The organism is Aquisalimonas sp. 2447 (assembly GCF_012044895.1).
In the GTDB taxonomy this organism is placed as follows: domain Bacteria; phylum Pseudomonadota; class Gammaproteobacteria; order Nitrococcales; family Aquisalimonadaceae; genus Aquisalimonas.
This window is the reverse complement of sequence record NZ_CP050695.1, coordinates 1,825,044-1,844,309: the sequence shown is the minus strand read 5'-3', so window position 1 is coordinate 1,844,309 and position 19,266 is coordinate 1,825,044. Positions and strand designations below refer to the sequence as shown.

Below are 19,266 nucleotides of genomic sequence, written 5' to 3'. Positions count from 1 at the left end.
TATTCTTGCGAGGGCCCTTCATCCTCTAACGCGAAGCGAGTACCCTTTAAGTGGTACTCTATTTTGGCTATTACTTGATTCGAATCAATCCCCGCGCATAACCCGTTGATACGCTGACCCGGTGTCGCTCATTGCAGACAGTGGAGCGCGGCGCGCTGTGACATCCCAGTGACTAACGACTGCGACTTCCCGACCTGTTGGAGGTACGAGAGCACGTCATGCCCCAGCTTGTGATTCGCCTCGACGATGAGGCCCAACATGACCTCGACGAAATCAGGCACCGCCTCGAGGCGGCCGGATTCGGAATCACCCGTCAGGAAGGGCATGGCGACGAGGGTGTCGAGTGGACGCTGCGCCCGCATCGCCAGAATCGGGACGCAAGCTCACCTTCCATTGACCCCGGCGTCCTGGACATCGTGGAACACGGGGTTGTCGTCTGTGACGCTCAGGCCAGGATCATCCACGCGAACCCGCGAGCCAGAGACCTGTTCGGTTGGGAGGAAACACCACTGGGCGAATCGGCTTACGCCCGAATGCCCCTGTACCAGCGCGACTGCGCAACAGTTGTGTCGGAGATCGAGCACCCCCTAGCGCGGGCGCTCAAGGGCAGCCGCATTGTCGCCGAGCAAACCCTGTGCGTGGGCGAGACGCCGGCACCGCAATGCGGGCAACTGCTGGTGACTGCACGTCCGGTGCATGGCCGCCAGCGAAAGCTTGCGGGGGTCGCACTGTCACTACTGGACGTCAGCGGGGAATCGCCCACAGAGAAGGCACTGCGGCGGCAAAGAAATCTCTACGCGGCGCTATCGGAGTTTAACCAGCTCGTGGTACTGAAAGCGCCGGCGCCAGAGGAGCTGTTCGAGCAGCTCTGCCGGGTCGCCGTGGATTACGGCCACCTGCAACTTGCCTGGATCGGCATGCCGGACGAGGCCGGCTGGATCCGTCCAGTCGCATCCCGTGGTGCAGCCCGCGATTACCTCCACCACGTTCGGATCTGCGTTGATGGCCGTCTGCGTGAGGGGCAGGGGCCGACCGGCACAGCAATGCGCGAGAAACGGCGCATGGTCGTCCATGCCATGCAAACCGACCCGTCCATGGGCCCATGGCAGCAGGCCGCCCATGAGGCGGGGCTCCGCAGCTCCGCGGCCTTTCCCGTGTTCCGCGGTGGCGAGGTCGTTGCCAGCCTCAACGTCTATTCCGACGAGGAAGACTACTTCACCTCCGATTTGCTCCATCTGCTCGACGAACTGGTAATGGATGCCTCCTTTTCGCTGGACAACTTCGATCACCATCAGGAGCGACGCCGACTGGTCGAAATCCTTGAGGCAACGCCGGACTTTGTCGGGATCTCGGACCCGCAGGGGCGTATTCTCTACCATAACCCGGCGGCCCGGCGGTTTCTGAATCAGGAGCAGGACCTGGGGCGCATACCCGACTGCCATACGGGCGAAGGCCGCCGCAAGGTGGCTCAGGGACTCAAAGCCGCCGAAACGCAGGGTACCTGGGGAGGGGAGACGGAATTCGTGGACAGCGAAGGGCGCTGCATCCCCTTCTCACAGGTGATCATCGCTCACTGTGACGACCAGGGTGAAGTCACGCACTTCTCCACCATTGCCCGGAATATTAGTCACGAGAAGGAGTCCGAGGAGAAGATCCGGGAGCTGGCATACCAGGACGCGCTCACGGGCCTGGCGAACCGTACCCTGCTGCTCGACCATCTGGAGATGGATTACAGGCGTGCCCTTCGCCAGGGTCGTTTCGGTGCCCTGCTCTACATGGACATGGACGAGTTCAAGGCCATCAACGACTCCCTCGGGCATGCCGTCGGCGACGCGCTTCTCAAGGCCTTGGCGCGACGCCTGTCCGGCCGCCTCCGCGCCGAAGACACGCTGGCCCGAATCGGCGGCGACGAGTTTGTCATGCTCCTTGGTGACCTCGGCGACGATCAGGAGGCCGCGGCACTAGCAGCTCAGCGCGTTGCCAGTGAACTCCTGGACATGCTGGTCGTCCCAATCGAAGCCCACGGCCATCGCCTCCACGTAACGTTGAGCATCGGCATCACGGGGTTCCCGTACAACAGCACCGCTGACCCCATGGACGTTCTCAGGCAGGCTGATACGGCCATGTATGCAGGCAAGCGCGTCGGTCGAGGCGTCGTGCGCTTCTACGATCCAGCCATGCGGGAGAACGTACGTCGCCGACTCGACCTGGAGCAGGACCTGCAACGCGCACTGGATATGGAGGAGCTTCACCTCAGCTACCAGCCCATCCTGGCTTTGCCAGGGCAGGAAATCCTGGGCTTCGAGGCACTGCTGCGTTGGGAGCATCCCACCCGCGGAATGATTTCCCCGGCGGAGTTCATCCCGGTTGCCGAGCAGACCGGACAGATCATCGACCTGGGGAACCTGGTCATGAACCAGGCACTACGGACTGTGCGGCGCTGGATCGACATCGGCTTGATGCAACCGGGCCAGCAGATCAGCGTCAACGTCAGTCCGCCACAGTTTGCGCAAGCCGACTTCGTCCAGCGAACAACGCAACTCCTCGGCCATTACGGCGTTCCCGGCGAGCGACTCAATCTGGAAATCACCGAGGGTGTGGTTGTGCGGCACATGGCGGATACCACTGCCAAGCTCCGCCTTCTCCAGCAACACGGCATCAGCATTGCGCTGGACGATTTCGGAACCGGATATTCCTCGCTGGCCTATCTCACCCAGCTTCCTCTACAGACAATCAAGATCGATCGCTCCTTTGTTCAGGGGCTAGGCGACGGCCACGATTCTGCCGACGTGGTCGAGGCGATCCTGACCATGGCGATTCGCCTGGGGCTCAGCACCATCGCGGAGGGCGTAGAGACTGCGGAGCAATGCCACCGCCTGTCTGCCTGGGGATGCCACGGTGCGCAGGGCTTTTATCTCGCCTACCCCCTGCCGGCTCCCGACGCCGAGGACTACCTGCTGGCGCACCGGGATTGAACCGCCGATACACACCAGCGCACAACCACTACGGTGTCTCTTGGCTCACATGGCACCGACTCAGGCATGCAGGAACCCACTCTCCCACCTCGAAGTGCCGCCTTGACTGTTCCACCGATAGCAGTTGACTGGGCGCTGACGAAGACCGACGAAGCCCCCGAAGCATGCCCTTTATGCAGCATAGTTCGTCAATGCGTCGTGGTCGCGCCCGCTCTCGAACGGCCCCCCAATTCCTTTGTCCTCACACTGCTAACGCAAATTGAATGCGGTTATACGACGACAATGATTCTGACCGGCCACGATAGTTGACGTTAGATATGCGGTATTTCGAAAACTACCGATCTCATGATTCTACCTAGTGTAGAACCCATAGCGGCCATCGGTAACGACGCGTTCCACTGACCGCTGTGGGTCGCCGAGCGACAGAGTTCCACATCACCCTTAGGGGGCGAATCAGCCACCCCGCTCGACAATGTCGGAGCCTGGATGCTGCTTATCGGTCGGATGCGCTATTGCTTTGTCGCCGGCGGCCTTGGTCGCGCCCGCACTGTAATAGCCGCTGCCGCTGAGCTTGTGCCGCAAGGCGGTCTGCGTGATCCAGATCACGGCAATGATATTCTGTCTCACACCGATCACCGGCCCCGCATTCGCCACCGATGTCCGCTGGCTGCTGGCCACGCCTGCAACCGTCACCGAAATCGCCCCGGAGGTCGACAATGCTCACACTTTCTGGATACCGCCGTCGCACCCGTCTCGCCGCGGCCGCCGCAGTTCCCACCACGGTCCTTGCCGCCCTGACACTGATACCGCTCAGTGCCTCCGGCGACGGCGATCACTGGGTCATTGACGATGAGCACTTCTCGATCGCGTTCGAGGTATCGCATGCGGGCTATGCGCAGCAATTCGGCATGTTCCTCAATGCCGAGGGCGAATTCGTCTACGACGAGGAGGCCGATGAACTGCACTCAGGCGAGGTCACCATCCAGAGCGACAGCGTCTTCACTAATCACGAAGAGCGCGACAACCATGTCCGGGACGAAGACTTTCTGCACGTCGAGGAGTATCCGGAGATGCACTTTCGGGCTACCGATTACGATCCCAATGCGGGAACGCTGTACGGTGAGTTCACGCTGCTCGGGACCACCCGCGACATCGAACTCGACATCACCATCAATCGTATCGAGGAATACCCCATCGGCGGCGGTATTCTCTCCAGCCCGCCCTATGTGCTCGGCGCCTCCCTGCGCGGCACCATCAAGCGCAGCGAATACGGCATGACCTACGCGCTGGAGGACGAACTGGTGGGTGACGAGGTGGATATCATCCTGGAGTTCGAGGCACGGCGGCAGGACTGAAGCGCCCAACACCCGAATCACTCGCGGATGCTCAGGTTGGGTAGGCCGGTTCCCGCCCGACATCGACCGACAGCCCATGAGACGCATGATGGTGCTATTCGACCCGAAGCGGTCAGTGCGACCCGAGTGGCCCAATGGCCGCTTTGGAGGTCAGTTCGTTACTTGCTTCCTTAGTGCCATGGTTCTCGGGTACGGGAAATTAACGGCACTTACACCTCTGAATTGCCCTTGGCGGTGGAGGTGAATCGAACCATGGCACTTTGACCCGTTGCTGGTTTTACAGGCCGGGTCGCTAACACGATGAGGCTCTCGACCCCGAGATGCGGTTCAGTCCGTCATTCCTCAATGCAGCCGGCCGACGAGTGGTGAGTGGCGAGTGCAGTGACTCAGTAAATGGATGCCGATCCTTTCTCGGACCTCTGTTGTGTCTGCCAGGCACGAACCAGTGCTTCCGCCGCACATTGCAGCTCGTTCTCGGCGGTGTCCCAGCCCACCGAGAGACGCACTGCGCCGCTTGCCCGTGCCGTATCCAGCCCCATGGCCCCTAGTACCCCACTGGGGGCGGAAGTGCCGGAATGACACGCTGATCCCACGGAGGCGAAAACCGTATCGCCCACGGTCTCAAGAAGTGCCTGGCCGGTGACGCCTGGGAAAGAGACATTCAAGGTATTGGGCAGACGCTGGTCAGGGTGGCCGTTCAGGGCCAGGTCGGCCACACCCGTGGCAAGCATGCGGTGAAGCGTGTCTCGCCGCTCCTGGAGACGATTCGGGGAACTGGCCAGATGCTCCCCGGCAAGCTCCGCGGCAACACCCAGGCCAATGATGGCTGGCACGTTCTCCGTGCCGGGGCGCAGGCCTTGCTCGTGACCGGCACCGTGGAGAATGCGCTGGACTGGGGCCCCAGTGCGGACGTACAGGGCACCCACGCCCTTGCTTGCCCTGAACTTGTGCCCCGCCAGGGTGAGGAAGTCCACGCCCAGCTCATCGACCTGCACGGGGATTTTGCCCACGGCCTGGGCCGCATCCGTATGCATTAGTACGCCGCGACCCTGCAGCCGGCCCGCGATTTCGCGCACCGGCTGCAGGGTGCCGACCTCGTTGTTGGCGAGCATGATGGACACCAGAACGGTGTCCTCAGCGACCGCTGCCACTACATCATCTGCAGAGATCTGCCCGCGGCTGTCGACAGAAACGACGGTCAGCCGCCACCCCTGGCTCTCCAGGTGCCGGGCCGGTTCAGCAACGGCAGGATGTTCCACCGCACTGATCACCAAGTGGCCCGGTGTGGCTCGGGTGGCTGCTACTCCCAGCAGCGCCAGGTTGTTGGCTTCGGTGGCACAGCCGGTGAAGATCAGCTCCTTCGGCGATGCACCCACCAGGTCAGCCACCTGCTGCCGGGCAACGCCGACGCGTCGGGCCGCCTCACGGCCCGGCGCGTACGCCGATGATGGATTGCCGTAGAGACAATGTAATGCCTCTGCCATCGCGTCGGCCACCGCAGGCGCCACTGGCGTGGTGGCGTTGTGATCCAGGTAGACAGGCCCGCTCATATGCGCCTCTTCCGGAAAGGTGCTTGTCAGTCCCAGGAGCCCTGGGCATCAGTGATACCGAGCTTCCATTCCGGATACCCCTCTTGCAGCCGTACCGCCCGCACGCCGTGGCTCTGTAGCAGCCGCACCGCCTCCACGGACAGGGCGCAGTAAGGCCCGCGGCAGTAGGCGAAAACTTCCCGGCCCTGGTCGAGTTCGCCCAGGCGCTGCTCCAGTTCCTCGATGGGGATGTTCAGCGCCCCGGGGATGTGGCCGGCCTCGAACTCCTCCGGCGGGCGCACGTCCAGCAGGGTGACCGAGTCATCCCGCAGGCGGGCGAGCAGGTTGTCGGCATGCACCGGCTCCAGGGCGGGTTCATCCCGGTAATAGGCGCTGAGCAGGTGTTTCATCTCCGCGATGTTCGCCTCGGCCACCTCCCGCAGCGCATTGAGCAGAGCCAGGACACGATCATCGGACAGAGAGTAGTAGACGTACTTTCCTTCCTTGCGCGTCGTCACCAGGCCGGCGCGGCGGAGCTGCTGGAGGTGTTGGGACACCGTCCCCAGAGGCAGCCCGGTGAGATGGGTGAGCGCCTCGACGCTGCGCTCACCCTGGGCCACCAGCTCCAGGAGCTCCAGCCGGTATTCGTGGCCCAGGCCTTTTGCCGCGGTGGCCAGATGCTGGAGTAGCTGTCGCTTGCTTGCGGTCTCTTGCACGGAGCTTCCTCGTTGACGGTCACGCAATGGCTGCCATGACGAGACAGTTAGAACACCAGGACTTTGTCCGCGTCCGTGGTGATCTGCCCCAGTTCATCCATGGTACTGCGTCGGGACCCGTCCATGACATCATCATCCGTTATCCCGCGGGCGTCCATGCAGGTGCCGCACAGGAGAATGCGGCCGCGGTCACCGGCAAGCACGCGGCGCAGCATGCGCTCCACATTGTAAAAGCCGTCCGGTGTCTTCTGGCCGTGCTTGGCCCCGGCGACCGCGTCCGCCATCAGGAACACGTCCACCTGGTTGCCCTTGTCCTGCTTGATCAGGGTGTGCGCGAGGCGCAGCCCGTTGTAGCAGCGTTCGGTGCCATAGGGCGGATCATTGAGGATGATCAGGTAATGCATGGGATTATCCCTCCATCTGTTGCATCGAAATCAGGTTTTGGTCTCAAGCGACTCGGCGCGCTTGGGCGTACCGAAACGCAGCCAGGCCGTGGCCAGTAGTGTCACTGCGATGAACGGCAGCACTGTCAGGTTCAGTCCGACCCAGCCCAGGTGGTGAAGCAGAGCGCCGGCCATCAACGAGCCAAGCGCCACCAGTCCGAACACCACCAGATCGTTCATGCCCTGGACCTTGCCCCGTTCCTCGGCGGTGTGTGTTTCCGTCAGAAGTGTGCTGCCGCCAATGAACAGGAAGTTCCAACCCACCCCCAGTAGCACCAGGGCGGCCCAGTACTGGGGCAATGTGTCACCGCTGACGGCGACGGCCACACTCAGCAGCAGGATCACGCCGCCCGTGAGCAGGATGTTGAGCACCCCGAAACGGGCGATGAGCGAGCCGGTAAAGAACGACGGCGCAAACATGCCCAGCACGTGCCACTGCATGACGAAGGCGGCCTGCCCCATCTCGAAGCCGCTCTGGCGCATGGCCAGAGGGGTCGCGGTCATCACCAGGATCATGACTGCGTAACCGATGGCCGCGGCCAGCAGGGCAACCACGAATTTCGACTGGGTGACGATCTCGGGCAGCCCGCGTTGCGGCTTGGCCCCACCCGGCTCGCTGGCGGCAGGAACCTGCAGAAGCCCAATCAGAACCGTGGCCACAACCGCCAGGGCCATGACGATCAGGTACGGACCCGCCTCGGGGTGAGCACCCCACAGTGCTTGCCCGTAATTGGCGTTCCAGGGGCCGAAAATGGCGGCCAGCACGCCACCGGCCATCACCAGCGAGATCGCCTTGCTGCGGAAGGTGTCACTGGCGCAGTCCGCCGCGGCGAAGCGGTAGTACATGGCGAAGGCCTGGTAGATGCCCAGCAGCAGATTGCCCAGGCTGAACAGCAAGAAGCTCTCCTGCGCCACGCCGATGGCGGCGAGCCCGCCGCCAGCAGCACCACCCACCGTTGTGCCGATGAGGAACCCCGGCCGCCGGCCGATGCGCTTCATGAGCATCGACGCCGGGAAGGTGGCGAGCAGCGTGCCCACCTGCATAAGGGCCACAGGCAAAGTGGCCAGGGCCGGATCCGGGGTGAGCTGCTGGCCGACCACGCCACTGAGGGTCATGACGGTGATGGCAGCGATCAGGAACAGCGCCTGACTGGACGCCAGGATGGCGACGTTGGTCTTCTCGCGTGGGACGGTTGTTGTGCTCACGGTGCCTCCTTCAGGCGGCTGCAAACTGGTCGAAGGCGTCCAGGGCCTGGGCGCCATAAACATGGGACGGGCCGCCGCCCATGTAGGTGCCCACGCCGATGGTCTCAAGCAGTTCCTCTCGTGACGCGCCGTGCTTGACCGCAGCCTTGGCATGGAACGTGATGCAGCCCTCGCAGCGCACCGCGACGCTGATGGCGATTGCCATCAGTTCCTTCTGCGCCGGTGACAGTGCCCCATCGGCAGTGGCGGCGCGGGCGAGACTGGAGAATCCTTTGGCGACTTGAGGGATCCCTTTTTGGACCTCGCCGAGTAGCTTAGAGAGTTCATTCGCGTTATTAGTCCAGTCCTTATACATGGCGACCTCCGTTACGTTGAGGGTGTGCGCATTTGGTCCCGGGAGCCGTGGTGGGGCACGGCTCCCTGCTCGCGTTGATAGGCCAGCAACTGGTGTTCCTGATCCCGTCGGCGCTGCCAGGCTTCTGCAGACGGTGCGCCGTGTGTTTGTCGTTCCCGAACCACCTCGCCCGCCCTGAGCACCAGCAGGGTGTTCGGCAAAAGGCACTGCCACGGCTCGTCGCTCAAGGGTTTGGTTGCGATCAGGCGTACCTGCTGATCACAGCCGTTGATCCGGCAGTGGCGGCTGAGCATGTGCAGCTCCGAGTGCGCGTGCACGAACAGATGCTCACCGTTGCCCAAAAGGAAGTTGAATTCATCCAGCGCGTTGATCCCGGAGATGACCGGCTCCAGGCAGCGCAGGGTCTGGTCAATGTTCCCCAGCCGCCCGGTATGCGTAATGCAGTCGTGAATGGCCTCCATGAGGAGACAGAAGGCCCACTCCGAGTCCGAGTCACCCATGGGCAGGTACCGTCCCGGCGCATACTCCTGAATTCCGGGCAGGACGCCGTTATGCGCGAACACCCAGGAACGGCCCTCAGCCTCGCGCTCGAACGGGTGCGTGTTCGCGTAAGCACGGCCGACACCGGGGGGATTCGCCTTGCGGATGTGCGCAATCACCGTGTCACTCTGCAGTCCATACCCTTGGAGAAACTCCAGACACTGGCTCTCTGAGGCCGGGATTGGCTCCTTATAGATGCGCGCCGTACGCCCTTCGAAGAAGGCCAGCCCCCAGCCGTCCGCATGGGGGCCGACCTGCCCCCCACGCGGCCGGAACAACTCCAGGGATGTGTCGAGAGCGCTGGGGTAGCGCGCACTCATGCCGAGCAGTTCGCACATGGCATACCTCCGGTGGCACTGGGCGTCACGCCGTAACTTCCAGGCTCGCCGCGGATGCGTCGGCTGGCTCATGCGCCAGGCCGTCCAGGTAACGCTCGGCGTCCAGGGCGGCCATGCAGCCGGTGCCGGCGGAGGTCACCGCCTGGCGGTAGACGTGGTCCATGACATCGCCGGCGGCGAACACGCCGGGCACGCTGGTGGCGGTGGCGTCGCCGTCCAGGCCGCTTTTGACGCGAATGTAGCCGTTCTGCATGTCCAGCTGCCCCTGGAAGATTCCCGTATTCGGCTTGTGACCGATGGCGATGAACACGCCGGCCACATCAATATCCGTGGTCTCGCCGCTGCCGGTGGATTTCAGCCGCGCTCCCGTCACCCCCGAGTCGTCGCCCAGGATGTCGTCCAGGGTGTGGTTCCACTGAATGCTGATCTGCCCCGCGGCGACCTTCGCAATGAGCTTGTCCTGGAGGATCTTCTCCGCCCGCAGGCTGTCCCGCCGGTGAACCAGGGTGACGTGGTCGGCGATGTTGGACAGGTACAGCGCCTCCTCCACGGCGGTGTTGCCGCCGCCGATCACCGCGACCTTCTGCTTGCGGTAGAAGAAACCGTCGCAGGTGGCGCAGGCGGACACCCCTTTGCCTGCAAAGGTGCTCTCCGATTCCAGACCCAGGTACTGGGCGCTGGCACCGGTGGCGATGATCAGCGCGTCGCAGGTGTAGCTGCCCATGTCGCCGCTGAGGCGGTAGGGGCGCTCACCGAGTTCCACGGTGTGGATATGGTCGAAGATGATCTCGGTGCCGAAGCGCTCGGCGTGGGCCTTCATGCGCTCCATGAGATCCGGCCCCTGCAGGCCTTCCACATCGCCGGGCCAGTTGTCCACGTCGGTGGTGGTGGTGAGCTGCCCGCCCATTTCCATGCCGGTGACCAGCACGGGCTGCAGGTTGGCGCGTGCCGCATACACCGCCGCGGTGTAACCGGCCGGGCCCGAGCCCAGGATCAGGAGTTTCTGGTGTCTTGCCTCGCTCATGGTGGACCTCGCGGACATATGTTGGCGTAAACCGGCTCCGGCGTTGCCTTAGCTAGCGGCGCCCAGACTCAGATGCTTGTTCAGCCATTCGGTGATCTGAGCCTGGTTCATGACGCCCGTCTGCTGGGCAATCAGGTCACCGTTGTCGAAGAGCATCAGGGTGGGGATCCCCCGCACTCCGTATTGGCCCGCCAACTCCTGGTTGTCGTCCACATTCACCTTCGCCACGGTCAGGCGGTCGCCCATGCCCTGCTCGAGGGCGTCCAGGATGGGCGCGACCATCTTGCAGGGGCCGCACCAGGGCGCCCAGAAGTCCACCAGTACCGGCTTGTCGTTCCCAAGTACGTTCTGCTCGAAATCCTGTGCGGAAACATCAATCGTCATGCTTACTCTCCTGTGATCGCGTCGGTTCGCACGAGCATGGGGAAATCCCACGTGGTTCTGTAGCGAGGTGTGAGGACTGTATTGAGTCCTCTGTCTCTCGACGTTCTATTGGAAAATAGAATAATGCAGCGATGTGGGGTCGTCAATGGGCTGCCTTCCCGCATCCTTGCGTCACCTGATGGGCCAGACCGGTTACCCTGTTAGAGAGAAAAACGGGTGCGGTGGGTGCGCACGTTTGCTCAGTTCAGGGCGTCCAAGGGGCGCCGGTTCCCTGTGCCAAGCAGCGTCCGGGTATTCAGGTTGCTTCCATTCTTCTCGATAACCCGGGTCAGGCGTGGTGGATGCAGAGACCTACAATCAGTGGTACGAAACCCCCCGAGGCCAATGGATCGCGCAGCGCGAGGTCGAGTTGCTTCTGAGAGGGTTGCAACCTCACCCAGGCGAATCCCTACTCGATGTTGGCTGCGGCACGGGTTACTTCACACGCGCTCTTGCCTCAGCGATCGGAGGGCCGACGACCGGCGTCGACATCAGCCCAGACATGGTCGCGTATGCGCGTCGCAGGGAGACCGCCAGCGCGTCCTACGTCCTCGCCGACGCACGTTCCTTACCGTATGCAGCCGCCAGCTTTGATCTCGTCGTTTCGATCGCAGCGCTTTGTTTCGTTGAGGAAGAACGCGCTGCTGTGCAAGAACTGGTGCGCGTTGCGCGTCGACGGGTGGCGATGGGCCTGCTGAATCGCCGCAGCGTTCTCTGGTTCCGGAAGGGCCGGAACGGCGGCAGTGGTAGTTACCAGGGTGCGCATTGGCACACGACGGCCGAAGCTGCCGAGCTGTTCGAAGGCCTCCCCGTTAAGAATGTCCATGTGCGGACCGCCGTTCACCTACCGGGTGGCGGGCGACTCGCGCAGTGCGCGGAGCCCGTGTGGCCGCAGTGGCTCCGCACGGGCGCCTTTGTCCTGGTCGTGGCGGATATTTCCAGGGACTCCGCGTGAGCGCCTCAGATTGCCGTCAATGGCGATCAAGAATCTTCTTGATACGTCGATGCAGTTGTCTCGGTGCTTGCTGGGTTCCAGATTCCTGAACCCTGGTGCGCAGGCGCTTCTCGAATTCCACTCGGCTCCGGCATGCGTCGCACGTCTCCAGGTGACGTTGGATTTGGGCGCTGGTGGTCTCATCCAGGTCCGCATCCAGATAAGCGAAGAGCTTCTCAGCCAGCTCTTCGCATGAAAGCCGGTTCTCACGCATCGTGATCATCTACCTGTGAAGCGCAACTGCTCTCCAACAGTTGGAGCAGGCTGCTTGTTCGATTCCCATACCAGCAACGCTGACTGACAATCGATGCGTGGAATCCGCAGCCCTGTGCTTCAGGTCTCCGGACTCTGTGACCGCATCTAGTCAACAGGCAGCCCTGCCGCCTTCCACTCCGGGTATCCCTCTTCATAGCGGCGCACGCGGAAGCCCTTGCGCCGGAGGAGTTGCACGGCCTCATGCGACAGAACGCAGTAGGGGCCGCGGCAGTAGGCAACGATTTCTTGATCCGGGGGGAGGCGTTCCAGCATCTGCTCGAGCTTCTCGATGGGCACGTTGATCGCGTTCGGCAGGTGACCCGCCTGGTACTCCTCCTCCGGGCGAACGTCGAGCAAGGTCACTTCGCCGCTGTCGAGTGCCGCCCGCAACGCATGCCGGGACATCGGCTCCAGGGCACCACCGGCGTCGTCTCCTGCAAAGAGTTTGCCGACAAGTCGCTCCATCTCGGCGAGGTTGGTCTCGGCGATCTCGCGCATGAGTGTCATTAGCGTGATGATGCGGGTATCGGTCAGACGGTAGACGACTTGACGCCCTTCCCGGCGCGTTGTCACCAGGCCCGCCCGGCGCAGGTGCTGCAGATGCTGGGAGGCGTTGGCAACGGAGAGACCGGTGCCGTGCGCCAACACCTCCACCGATGCCTCCGTCTGCGCCAGGCGTTCCAGCAGTTCCAGCCGGTTGCCATTGCCCAGCGCCCGACCGACCTGGGAGAGCGTGTCGAACACTTCCTGGCGATAGCCGGACTGGCACGCCTCGTTCGGTGGGTCACTGGCAGGACGCTCGCTTGACATTGGTGACTCCTGGAATGATTCTTCAATTCATCAATTGAATATACCAGAAGCAAGCGCCATGGTCAGCTTGATCATCATCGCCCCCTTTATGACACCGAGCGCCTCCACGACGGTCTGCGCTTGGCTTGGACACCGGCGATCGCGATGGCAGCGCGGCAACTCCGAACAGCAGAGCACTAGGTAAGGGGACGGCTTATGGACTTTTTGCTCGTGCAAGAACCGCTCGTGCGCATGGGTGCGTTTACCGGTGTGTTCGTTCTGATGGCGCTTTGGGAGGTATGCGCACCGCGGCGGGAGTGGAGCGTGAAGCGCGGCTACCGATGGCTCAACAACCTGGGCATTGTTTTGGTCGACGCGGCCGTGGTGCGCGTAATCTTTCCTGCAGCAGCCGTCGGCACAGCGTTGTTCGCAGAGGCCCAGGGCTGGGGGTTGCTGCGCCTGATCGAATTGCCCTACTGGCTGCTGGTTTTGATCTGCGTGATCGTGCTCGACTTCGCTATCTGGGCACAACATGTACTGTTCCATGCCGTCCCCATGCTCTGGCGGCTGCACCGCATGCACCATGCGGATCTCGATTTCGATGTAACAACCGGGCTGCGGTTTCACCCCATCGAGATCCTGCTTTCCATGTTCATTAAGGCGGGGGTGATCATCATTCTAGGCGCCCCAGCCATCGCCGTGCTTGTCTTCGAGGTACTGCTTAACGCCACCTCGATGTTTAATCACGGGAACGTACGCTTGCCCCGTACCTTTGATCGCCTGCTGCGCTGGGTCGTCGTCACCCCAGAGATGCATCGCGTGCATCACTCCTGGCACCCGAACGAGACCAACTCCAACTTCGGCTTCAACCTACCTTGGTGGGATCGGCTATTCGGCACGTACCGTGATCAGCCTCGGGACGGCCATACTGGAATGACCATCGGTATCAACCTCTTCCGTGACCCCTGCGTATTCCGGTGAACGTGACCGCTGATTCCGCTGTTCGTGACCGGTTCGCGGCGCGGTGTGCGCTGGGCCGTGTTCATTGAGCGTGATCGGTCACGATGGGTCAAGCGCGACCGGTGGTGGAGGCGTGCCGTCGAGGAGCCAGTTGGCGTAGTGGGTGGATAGTTTTGTATCCGCCACGACGGTGAGGACCTCGCGCTGGAGCCACTGGCTGACGGCGACGCGGCCGGGGTCGTTGTGCTCATCGAGGCGGTGCTGTAGCCAGCGCCGCACGGCCTGATGCGCCAGGGGTGTCTCGGGCTCGAGGCCCAGGCGGATGGCGAGGTAGCTGGATAGCAGTGTATCCAGGATGACGGTGGTGCGGCGCTCACCGAGGCGCAGGTGGAAGCGCGTGTTGCGCGACAGGCCGGGTTCCCAGGGGCTCATTGATCGGCCTCCTTGTTGGTGGTTGTGGTCTGGCGCATGGACGCGCCTTTCATGGGCAGGCGGTGGGCGTTGTGCAGCAGCCGGTCGAGGATGGCGTCGGCGAGCGTGGGCTCGCCGAGGTAGTCGTGCCAGTGCTCGACGGGGAGCTGGCTGTCAATGGCCATTTATTTTGACCCGTTCGTGGCCAACAACTTTGACCCGGGTGCCGGTGACTAGCCGGCGGTTTTCTGTTTGAGTCGGTAGCTCTCGCCTCCCAGCATGAAGATGTGTGAGTGGTGGATGACGCGGTCGATGATCGGCACCGCGACGTTGTCGTTGTGGAAGAACTCGCCCCAGTCGGTGAAGTCCTTGTTGGTGGTCAGGATCACCGAGCGATACTCGTAGAGGCTGTGGATGAGCTGGAAGAGGTTGTAGCGTGCCTGGCGGCTCATGGGCAGGTAGCCGAGCTCATCGATGATGAGTACATCGAAGCGTGCCAGGTGGCTGATCTTCTTCTTCAGCTCGCCTTTCATCTCGGCGAGTTCGAGTTCTTCGACCAGGGCTAGGGCGTTGCGGAACGCCACCTTGTAACCGGCCTCCAGGGCCTTCCGGGCGATGCCGATGGCCAGGTGGGTCTTGCCCACCCCGGGCGGGCCGATGAACACCAGGTTCTCGCGGTTATCCACGAAGCCGAAGTCGAGCAAGGCGTTGACCTGGCGCTTGGTGATCGTGGTCTGGTGGCGGTAGTCGAACGCCTCCAGACGTTTGTCGCCAGGCAGCCGTGCCTTGCGCTGGTTGGCCTGCAGGCGTTTGGCCTCGCGGGCGTGCTGCTCGCGCTCAGCGAGCAGATCAGCGAAGGCGAGATACGACAGCGCGTTGTCCTCGGCCCGGGCGAGCAGATCCGGCAGCTCCGTGGCCACGGCACTGCAGCGCAGGCTACGGTAGCGCCCTGCGGTGTCCTCAAGCCGGCTCATGGGTCACCTCCTGGTGGCCGCTGGGGCGGCAAGGCGGGCGTACGCCTCCAGCCCCGTGTCGGGCAGCCGCGAGGCGGCTGCGGTCCCGGCGGTATCGTCCCGTCCGCGGGCATCGGCGCGCTCGCTGGCCTCGAGGTAGTGCTTGACGGTGCTGGCGCTGGTGCCGGGGCGGTCGGCGAGTTCCGCGAGTAGCCCGGCGTCGGCCTGCGGATAGCGGCGCAGCAGCTCCCGGACGCCACGCAGTTGGTCCTTGTAGATCCGCGGGTCGGTGGCCTTGAGCTGGCCACAGAGTTGCTCCCCCAGGGCGCTGCCCAGACGGGTCTGGATGCTCGCCTCCAGATCCGCCACGCGCTGCGCGTGGTCGCGGTAGTGGTGGGTGTTGCGCACCGTCTCGCCCTTGCCGGCGCACAGTCCATGGGTGGCGACCACTTCGCCGGTCTCCAGATCCATGACGTGCAGCGTGCTGCCGTCATCAACGACCCCGACGCGGCCCTGCTGGTAGCGCATGGGCACGGAGTACTTGTTCGCCCGCCAGGCGATCAGCCCCGTCTTGTCGACCTTGCGGACCGTGGCCGCCGGGTCGACGGCGGTGAGACACCGGGGCGTGAGATAGGCACGCAGATGGGCCCGCTCCTCGGCCTCGAACAGCTCCCGTGGCGCCCGACCGGTGGTGCCGTGGCAGCGCTCGTTGGCCACCGTGTCGAGCCAGTGTTGCAGGTGGCCGCGCAGTGCCTGCTCATCGGCAAAGGTCTCGCCGTAGAGCCCGTCGCCCTTAACGTATTTCACCCCCGCCTCGACCTTACCCTTGCTCTCCGGGTCATAGCCCTCGCAGGCGTGGATGCGCACACCGGCGGCGGTGGCGTAGGTATGGAAGCGCTCGTTGAGGGTGAGCTCCCGGAACTGCTCGCTGATGACCACCATCTTCGTCTGGTCGTACACGCACTCCTCGGGCACACCGCCGAAGGCGCGGAAGGCCTCGTCGTGCATGTGCATGAACGTCGTCGTGTCGATGGGTCGCAGCGACACCCCCACGTGCATCAGCCGTGAATAGGCGAGCACGAAGACCACGAAGTAGACCGTGCGCCCCTCGCCGCCGATGACCACCCGCGCAGCTCGCCGGGGTCGACCTGGCACTGCACGCCCGGCACCAGATCCAAAACCGGCTCATAGTAGCGCTGCTGCGCCGTGGCCACCGTGCGCTTCATCTGCTGGACATACCGGCGCAGACTGCGCTCGGAGACGTCCAGGTCACCGAGCTTCTCCCGCAGCTTGCGGGCGATCTTCACCGCCGTGAGCCGCGGATAGCGATCCAGCAGATAGGCGATGTAGTCGCGCTGGAGATCCAGCCGCTTGGTGCGCGAGCGATCCGACTGCAGCGCGCACACCGTCTGTTCGTCCATGCGCAGGTACTTGCGCACCGTGTTCCGCGACATGCCCAGCTCCTGGCTGATCGCCCGGATGGACAGCCCGCGGCCGTCGTCGTAGAGCCCCTTGATCTTGTGTATCACAACCCACCTCTTCACTGCCGCGCCCCTGCCGCCTCAGTCGAGGCCGGGACGCTACGCATGTCTGTGGCCCAACGGCCACCCGAAGGTGGGTCAAAACTGTTGGCCAGCAGGGGGTCAATTTACTTGGCCGTTGACAAGCTGGCTGGCGATGAGTGTCGAGCGCAGGCCGTGGCGGTCCTCGATGAGCTCCATGAGGTCCTGGCGCTGGCTGGCGGTCAGCGGCGCGATGGCCCAGTCGTCAAGGATGAGCAGATCCGTGCGTGCGAGCTGCTGCATCAGCCGCGGGTAGGAGCCGTCGGCGTGGGCGATGTGGATGGCCTCGAGCAGCCGCGGGAGGCGGACGTAGCGCGTGGACAGGCCCTGACGACAGGCCTGGTTGCCGAGCGCGCAGGCGAGGTAGGTCTTGCCGGTGCCGGTGGGGCCGGTGAGCAGCAGGTTCTGCTTGTGGTGGTGGATCCACTGGCAGGAGCCGAGCTGGGCCATCTGTGGACGCTGCAGTCCGCGGGCGTGGCGGTAGTCGATGTCCTCCAGGCAGGCGCCGGGGATGCGCAACCGGGCGGCCTTGAGCAGCCGGGTGAGCCGGCGGTTGTCGCGGGCGAGGATCTCGCGGTCGAGCAGCAGCGCAAGGCGTTCCTCGAAGGCGAGCTCCTGGGTGGCCGGTTGGGCGATCTGGTCTTCGAGGGCCTCGCGCATGCCGGTGAGCTTCAGCGCCTGGAGTTTCTCCAGAGTCGGTTCGTTGAGCATGATCGGTCTCTCCTGGTGCGGGATCAGTGGTAGTAGCCGGGGCCGCGGACGTTGGCGTGCAGCGGCAGGGCCTGGGTCTCAGTGGTCGCCTCCACAGCGGCGCGATCAAGGCCGCTTTTGAGGATCGACTTGATGCTGCGGTAGCTCGGCGAGCCGATGGCCCGCCCGCGGGCGCAGGCGGCCTCCAGGCGGGCGTTGCCGTAGTGGCGGGCGAGGTTGAGCAGCCCGAGGCAGGCGCGGTAGCCGTGCTCGGGATGGGGGCGGCCTTCGAGCTGGGCGCGGATGACCTCGCGTGTTGCCGGGCCGATGGCCTGCGCCCAGTTGAGGAACCGCCCCGGGGTCCACTGCTGGTGCTTGCGGTGGGCGGCGGGCATGTGCTCGGCCAGGGTGCTGTGGGCGCCGGGGCCATGGCGGGCATGGGCGGCGACGCGCTGGCTCTTGTGGAAGATCTCCACGGTGGTGGCGGTGATCCGCGCCTCCAGGCGGTGACCGACCAGGGCGTGGGGCACGGAGTACAGTCGGCGGTCGATGTCGACGTGGTAGTCGATGCCGGGCTTGACGTACTTCCACTCGGCGTAGACGTAGGGCTCGGCGGGCAGGGGCTGCATGGCGGGGCGGTCGAGGCGCTCGAACAGCTCCCGGCGGCTGTGGGGCTGGCGCTGGAGGCGGCGTTCGTTGAGTTCGACGAGCAGATCCTTGATGGCGGCGTTGAGCGCGGCCAGGGAGTGGAACGTGTGGTGGCGCAGCCGCGCCAGGATCCAGCGCTCGACCACCTGCACGGCCACCTCGACCTTGGCCTTGTCCCGAGGCTTGTAGGGCCGTGCCGGCAGCACCGCCATCCCGTAGTGCCGGGCCATCTCCATATAGGTGTCGTTTACCTCCGGGGTGTAACGCGAGGCCCGGGTGACGGCGGCTTTGAGGTTGTCGGGGACCAGCAGCATGGGACAGCCCCCGAAGTACGTGAGCGCCCGCTGATGGGAGGCGATCCAGTCGGGCAGCGACTGGGTGCGTGTGGCCTCGGCATAGGTGTAGCTCGACGCGCCCCACACGGCGACGAAGATCGCCGCGGGGTGGATCTCGCCGGTGCCCGGGTCGATCACTGGGACCGTGGGGCCGCAGTAGTCGATGAACAGCTTCTCCCCGGCCCGGTGCTGCTGGCGCATGGACCGCCGCTGCAGGGCGCGCCAGCGCCGGTAGCGCTCGCAGAACTGGCTGTAGCGAAGCGCCCCCGCCCCGTGGGCGGCCGCGTACTCCGCCCAGAGCAACTGCAGCGTCACCTCCTTGGAGAGATCCAGGACGGCGGCGATGCGGGCGTGGCTGAGTCCGGCCTGGTGTTTGAGACGCAGAATCTCGCTGAGTTGTCGCATGGTAATCCTCGGTGCCGGCATGCCCTCTCCCCGGGAACAGTGAAAAGAGAGCTATATGCCTGCAGTCAAAGGGAATTACCAGCGCACACCACGCCGATTCCGGTATCGTGACCAGCGATTCCGGGACCGTGACCGCGGATTCCGGCGCCAAGGCCAAAATCGGTCACGCTCCGGCCGGAATCGCCGGTCACGATGCGCCGGAATCAGCGGTCACGATCAATCGGAATGGGCGGTCACGATGGGCCGGAATACGCAACCCCCGCGAACTACGCCTGGATCGCATGCTGTGGCAACCCTTCCACGGCCCGACACACAGCTACCCAATCAACGCACGCCAAGAGGATCCAAAAGACCGCGGAT

General features: G+C 64.0%; 19 protein-coding genes and 2 pseudogenes. 4 read left to right on the top strand and 17 right to left on the bottom strand.

Annotated elements, in window-relative coordinates; all coding sequences use genetic code 11:
• Nucleotides 1-218 precede the first annotated feature (218 nt).
• Nucleotides 219-2,975 carry an EAL domain-containing protein gene (locus KU884_RS08680; RefSeq protein ID WP_167782271.1) on the top strand — a complete coding sequence of 919 codons (2,757 nt, stop codon included), beginning with the start codon at nt 219-221 and terminating at the stop codon, nt 2,973-2,975.
• Nucleotides 2,976-3,428: 453 nt separating this feature from the next.
• Here KU884_RS08680 and KU884_RS08675 read toward each other — a convergent pair whose 3' ends face one another.
• Nucleotides 3,429-3,692, bottom strand: a complete 264-nt coding sequence (locus KU884_RS08675) for a hypothetical protein (RefSeq protein ID WP_167782270.1) — start codon at nt 3,690-3,692, stop codon at nt 3,429-3,431.
• Between KU884_RS08675 and KU884_RS08670 the strand changes: the two genes are divergently transcribed.
• Nucleotides 3,692-4,330 (top strand): YceI family protein, encoded by a 639-nt coding sequence (locus KU884_RS08670; protein ID WP_167782269.1) that lies wholly within the window; start codon nt 3,692-3,694, stop codon nt 4,328-4,330. The two genes, KU884_RS08675 and KU884_RS08670, sit on opposite strands and share 1 nt — an antisense overlap.
• A 386-nt stretch (nt 4,331-4,716) precedes the next feature.
• Here the strand turns inward: KU884_RS08670 and KU884_RS08665 are convergent, their stop codons facing one another.
• The 8 genes from KU884_RS08665 to trxA are packed head-to-tail and all read right to left on the bottom strand — an operon-like array spanning nt 4,717 to nt 10,865.
• Nucleotides 4,717-5,880 (bottom strand): cysteine desulfurase family protein, encoded by a 1,164-nt coding sequence (locus KU884_RS08665; RefSeq protein WP_167782268.1) that lies wholly within the window; start codon nt 5,878-5,880, stop codon nt 4,717-4,719.
• A gap of 26 nt (nt 5,881-5,906) precedes the next feature.
• Nucleotides 5,907-6,575, bottom strand: a complete 669-nt coding sequence (locus KU884_RS08660; protein WP_167782267.1) for a metalloregulator ArsR/SmtB family transcription factor — start codon at nt 6,573-6,575, stop codon at nt 5,907-5,909.
• A 47-nt stretch (nt 6,576-6,622) separates the two neighbouring features.
• Nucleotides 6,623-6,979, bottom strand: a complete 357-nt coding sequence (locus KU884_RS08655; protein ID WP_167782266.1) for a DsrE/DsrF/TusD sulfur relay family protein — start codon at nt 6,977-6,979, stop codon at nt 6,623-6,625.
• Nucleotides 6,980-7,009: 30 nt separating this feature from the next.
• A complete protein-coding gene (locus KU884_RS08650; RefSeq protein WP_167782265.1) occupies nt 7,010-8,224 on the bottom strand; it encodes an MFS transporter in 1,215 nt (404 codons plus the stop codon).
• Between the two features lie 10 nt (nt 8,225-8,234).
• Entirely contained in the window at nt 8,235-8,579 is a 345-nt protein-coding gene (locus KU884_RS08645; RefSeq protein WP_167782264.1) for a carboxymuconolactone decarboxylase family protein, read from the bottom strand.
• Nucleotides 8,580-8,590: 11 nt separating this feature from the next.
• Nucleotides 8,591-9,457, bottom strand: a complete 867-nt coding sequence (locus tag KU884_RS08640) for a class II glutamine amidotransferase (protein ID WP_167782263.1) — start codon at nt 9,455-9,457, stop codon at nt 8,591-8,593.
• Between the two features lie 25 nt (nt 9,458-9,482).
• A complete protein-coding gene (trxB, locus tag KU884_RS08635) occupies nt 9,483-10,481 on the bottom strand; it encodes a thioredoxin-disulfide reductase (RefSeq protein WP_167782262.1) in 999 nt (332 codons plus the stop codon).
• A gap of 48 nt (nt 10,482-10,529) precedes the next feature.
• Nucleotides 10,530-10,865 (bottom strand): thioredoxin, encoded by a 336-nt coding sequence (trxA, locus tag KU884_RS08630; protein ID WP_167782261.1) that lies wholly within the window; start codon nt 10,863-10,865, stop codon nt 10,530-10,532.
• Between the two features lie 337 nt (nt 10,866-11,202).
• Here trxA and KU884_RS08625 point away from each other — a divergent pair, with 337 nt between their 5' ends.
• Nucleotides 11,203-11,859, top strand: a complete 657-nt coding sequence (locus tag KU884_RS08625; RefSeq protein WP_167782260.1) for a class I SAM-dependent methyltransferase — start codon at nt 11,203-11,205, stop codon at nt 11,857-11,859.
• Between the two features lie 16 nt (nt 11,860-11,875).
• Here KU884_RS08625 and KU884_RS08620 read toward each other — a convergent pair whose 3' ends face one another.
• Nucleotides 11,876-12,112 (bottom strand): anti-sigma factor, encoded by a 237-nt coding sequence (locus tag KU884_RS08620; protein ID WP_167782259.1) that lies wholly within the window; start codon nt 12,110-12,112, stop codon nt 11,876-11,878.
• Between the two features lie 146 nt (nt 12,113-12,258).
• The gene (locus KU884_RS08615; protein WP_167782258.1) at nt 12,259-12,963 is read right to left on the bottom strand and encodes a metalloregulator ArsR/SmtB family transcription factor; all 705 of its coding nucleotides are present in this window, start codon (nt 12,961-12,963) and stop codon (nt 12,259-12,261) included.
• 195 nt (nt 12,964-13,158) lie between these two features.
• On the opposite strand from KU884_RS08615, the gene KU884_RS08610 reads away from it, so the two are divergent.
• Nucleotides 13,159-13,923 (top strand): sterol desaturase family protein, encoded by a 765-nt coding sequence (locus KU884_RS08610; RefSeq protein ID WP_167782257.1) that lies wholly within the window; start codon nt 13,159-13,161, stop codon nt 13,921-13,923.
• A 78-nt stretch (nt 13,924-14,001) separates the two neighbouring features.
• On the opposite strand, the gene KU884_RS08605 is transcribed toward KU884_RS08610, so the two are convergent.
• The 6 genes and pseudogenes from KU884_RS08605 to istA (KU884_RS08580) form a co-directional block, all read right to left on the bottom strand.
• Nucleotides 14,002-14,334 (bottom strand): hypothetical protein, encoded by a 333-nt coding sequence (locus KU884_RS08605; protein WP_167782256.1) that lies wholly within the window; start codon nt 14,332-14,334, stop codon nt 14,002-14,004.
• Nucleotides 14,331-14,486, bottom strand: a pseudogene (locus tag KU884_RS08600) (ATP-binding protein); the annotation flags it as partial. The gene KU884_RS08605 and the pseudogene KU884_RS08600, both read right to left, overlap by 4 nt.
• A 60-nt stretch (nt 14,487-14,546) precedes the next feature.
• Nucleotides 14,547-15,287 (bottom strand): IS21-like element helper ATPase IstB, encoded by a 741-nt coding sequence (gene istB, locus KU884_RS08595; RefSeq protein WP_167781427.1) that lies wholly within the window; start codon nt 15,285-15,287, stop codon nt 14,547-14,549.
• Nucleotides 15,274-16,795: pseudogene (gene istA / locus KU884_RS08590) on the bottom strand (IS21 family transposase). The gene istB (KU884_RS08595) and the pseudogene istA (KU884_RS08590) overlap by 14 nt, the downstream one beginning before the upstream one ends.
• A gap of 114 nt (nt 16,796-16,909) precedes the next feature.
• On the bottom strand, nt 16,910-17,539 hold the full coding sequence (istB, locus tag KU884_RS08585) for an IS21-like element helper ATPase IstB (RefSeq protein WP_167782254.1): 630 nt from the start codon (nt 17,537-17,539) through the stop codon (nt 16,910-16,912).
• Between the two features lie 23 nt (nt 17,540-17,562).
• A complete protein-coding gene (gene istA / locus KU884_RS08580; protein WP_167782253.1) occupies nt 17,563-18,927 on the bottom strand; it encodes an IS21 family transposase in 1,365 nt (454 codons plus the stop codon).
• Nucleotides 18,928-19,266 lie beyond the last annotated feature (339 nt).

Bases quoted from the DNA above. Each gene is read 5' to 3' on its own strand.
- KU884_RS08680 (WP_167782271.1), top strand. From the start codon at position 219: ATGCCCCAGCTTGTGATTCGCCTCGACGATGAGGCCCAACATGACCTC.
- KU884_RS08670 (WP_167782269.1), top strand. From the start codon at position 3,692: ATGCTCACACTTTCTGGATACCGCCGTCGCACCCGTCTCGCCGCGGCC.
- KU884_RS08665 (WP_167782268.1), bottom strand. From the start codon at position 5,880: ATGAGCGGGCCTGTCTACCTGGATCACAACGCCACCACGCCAGTGGCG.
- KU884_RS08655 (WP_167782266.1), bottom strand. From the start codon at position 6,979: ATGCATTACCTGATCATCCTCAATGATCCGCCCTATGGCACCGAACGC.
- KU884_RS08645 (WP_167782264.1), bottom strand. From the start codon at position 8,579: ATGTATAAGGACTGGACTAATAACGCGAATGAACTCTCTAAGCTACTC.
- KU884_RS08640 (WP_167782263.1), bottom strand. From the start codon at position 9,457: ATGTGCGAACTGCTCGGCATGAGTGCGCGCTACCCCAGCGCTCTCGAC.
- trxB (WP_167782262.1), bottom strand. From the start codon at position 10,481: ATGAGCGAGGCAAGACACCAGAAACTCCTGATCCTGGGCTCGGGCCCG.
- trxA (WP_167782261.1), bottom strand. From the start codon at position 10,865: ATGACGATTGATGTTTCCGCACAGGATTTCGAGCAGAACGTACTTGGG.
- KU884_RS08620 (WP_167782259.1), bottom strand. From the start codon at position 12,112: ATGCGTGAGAACCGGCTTTCATGCGAAGAGCTGGCTGAGAAGCTCTTC.
- KU884_RS08615 (WP_167782258.1), bottom strand. From the start codon at position 12,963: ATGTCAAGCGAGCGTCCTGCCAGTGACCCACCGAACGAGGCGTGCCAG.
- KU884_RS08610 (WP_167782257.1), top strand. From the start codon at position 13,159: ATGGACTTTTTGCTCGTGCAAGAACCGCTCGTGCGCATGGGTGCGTTT.
- KU884_RS08605 (WP_167782256.1), bottom strand. From the start codon at position 14,334: ATGAGCCCCTGGGAACCCGGCCTGTCGCGCAACACGCGCTTCCACCTG.
- istB (WP_167781427.1), bottom strand. From the start codon at position 15,287: ATGAGCCGGCTTGAGGACACCGCAGGGCGCTACCGTAGCCTGCGCTGC.
- istB (WP_167782254.1), bottom strand. From the start codon at position 17,539: ATGCTCAACGAACCGACTCTGGAGAAACTCCAGGCGCTGAAGCTCACC.
- istA (WP_167782253.1), bottom strand. From the start codon at position 18,927: ATGCCGGCACCGAGGATTACCATGCGACAACTCAGCGAGATTCTGCGT.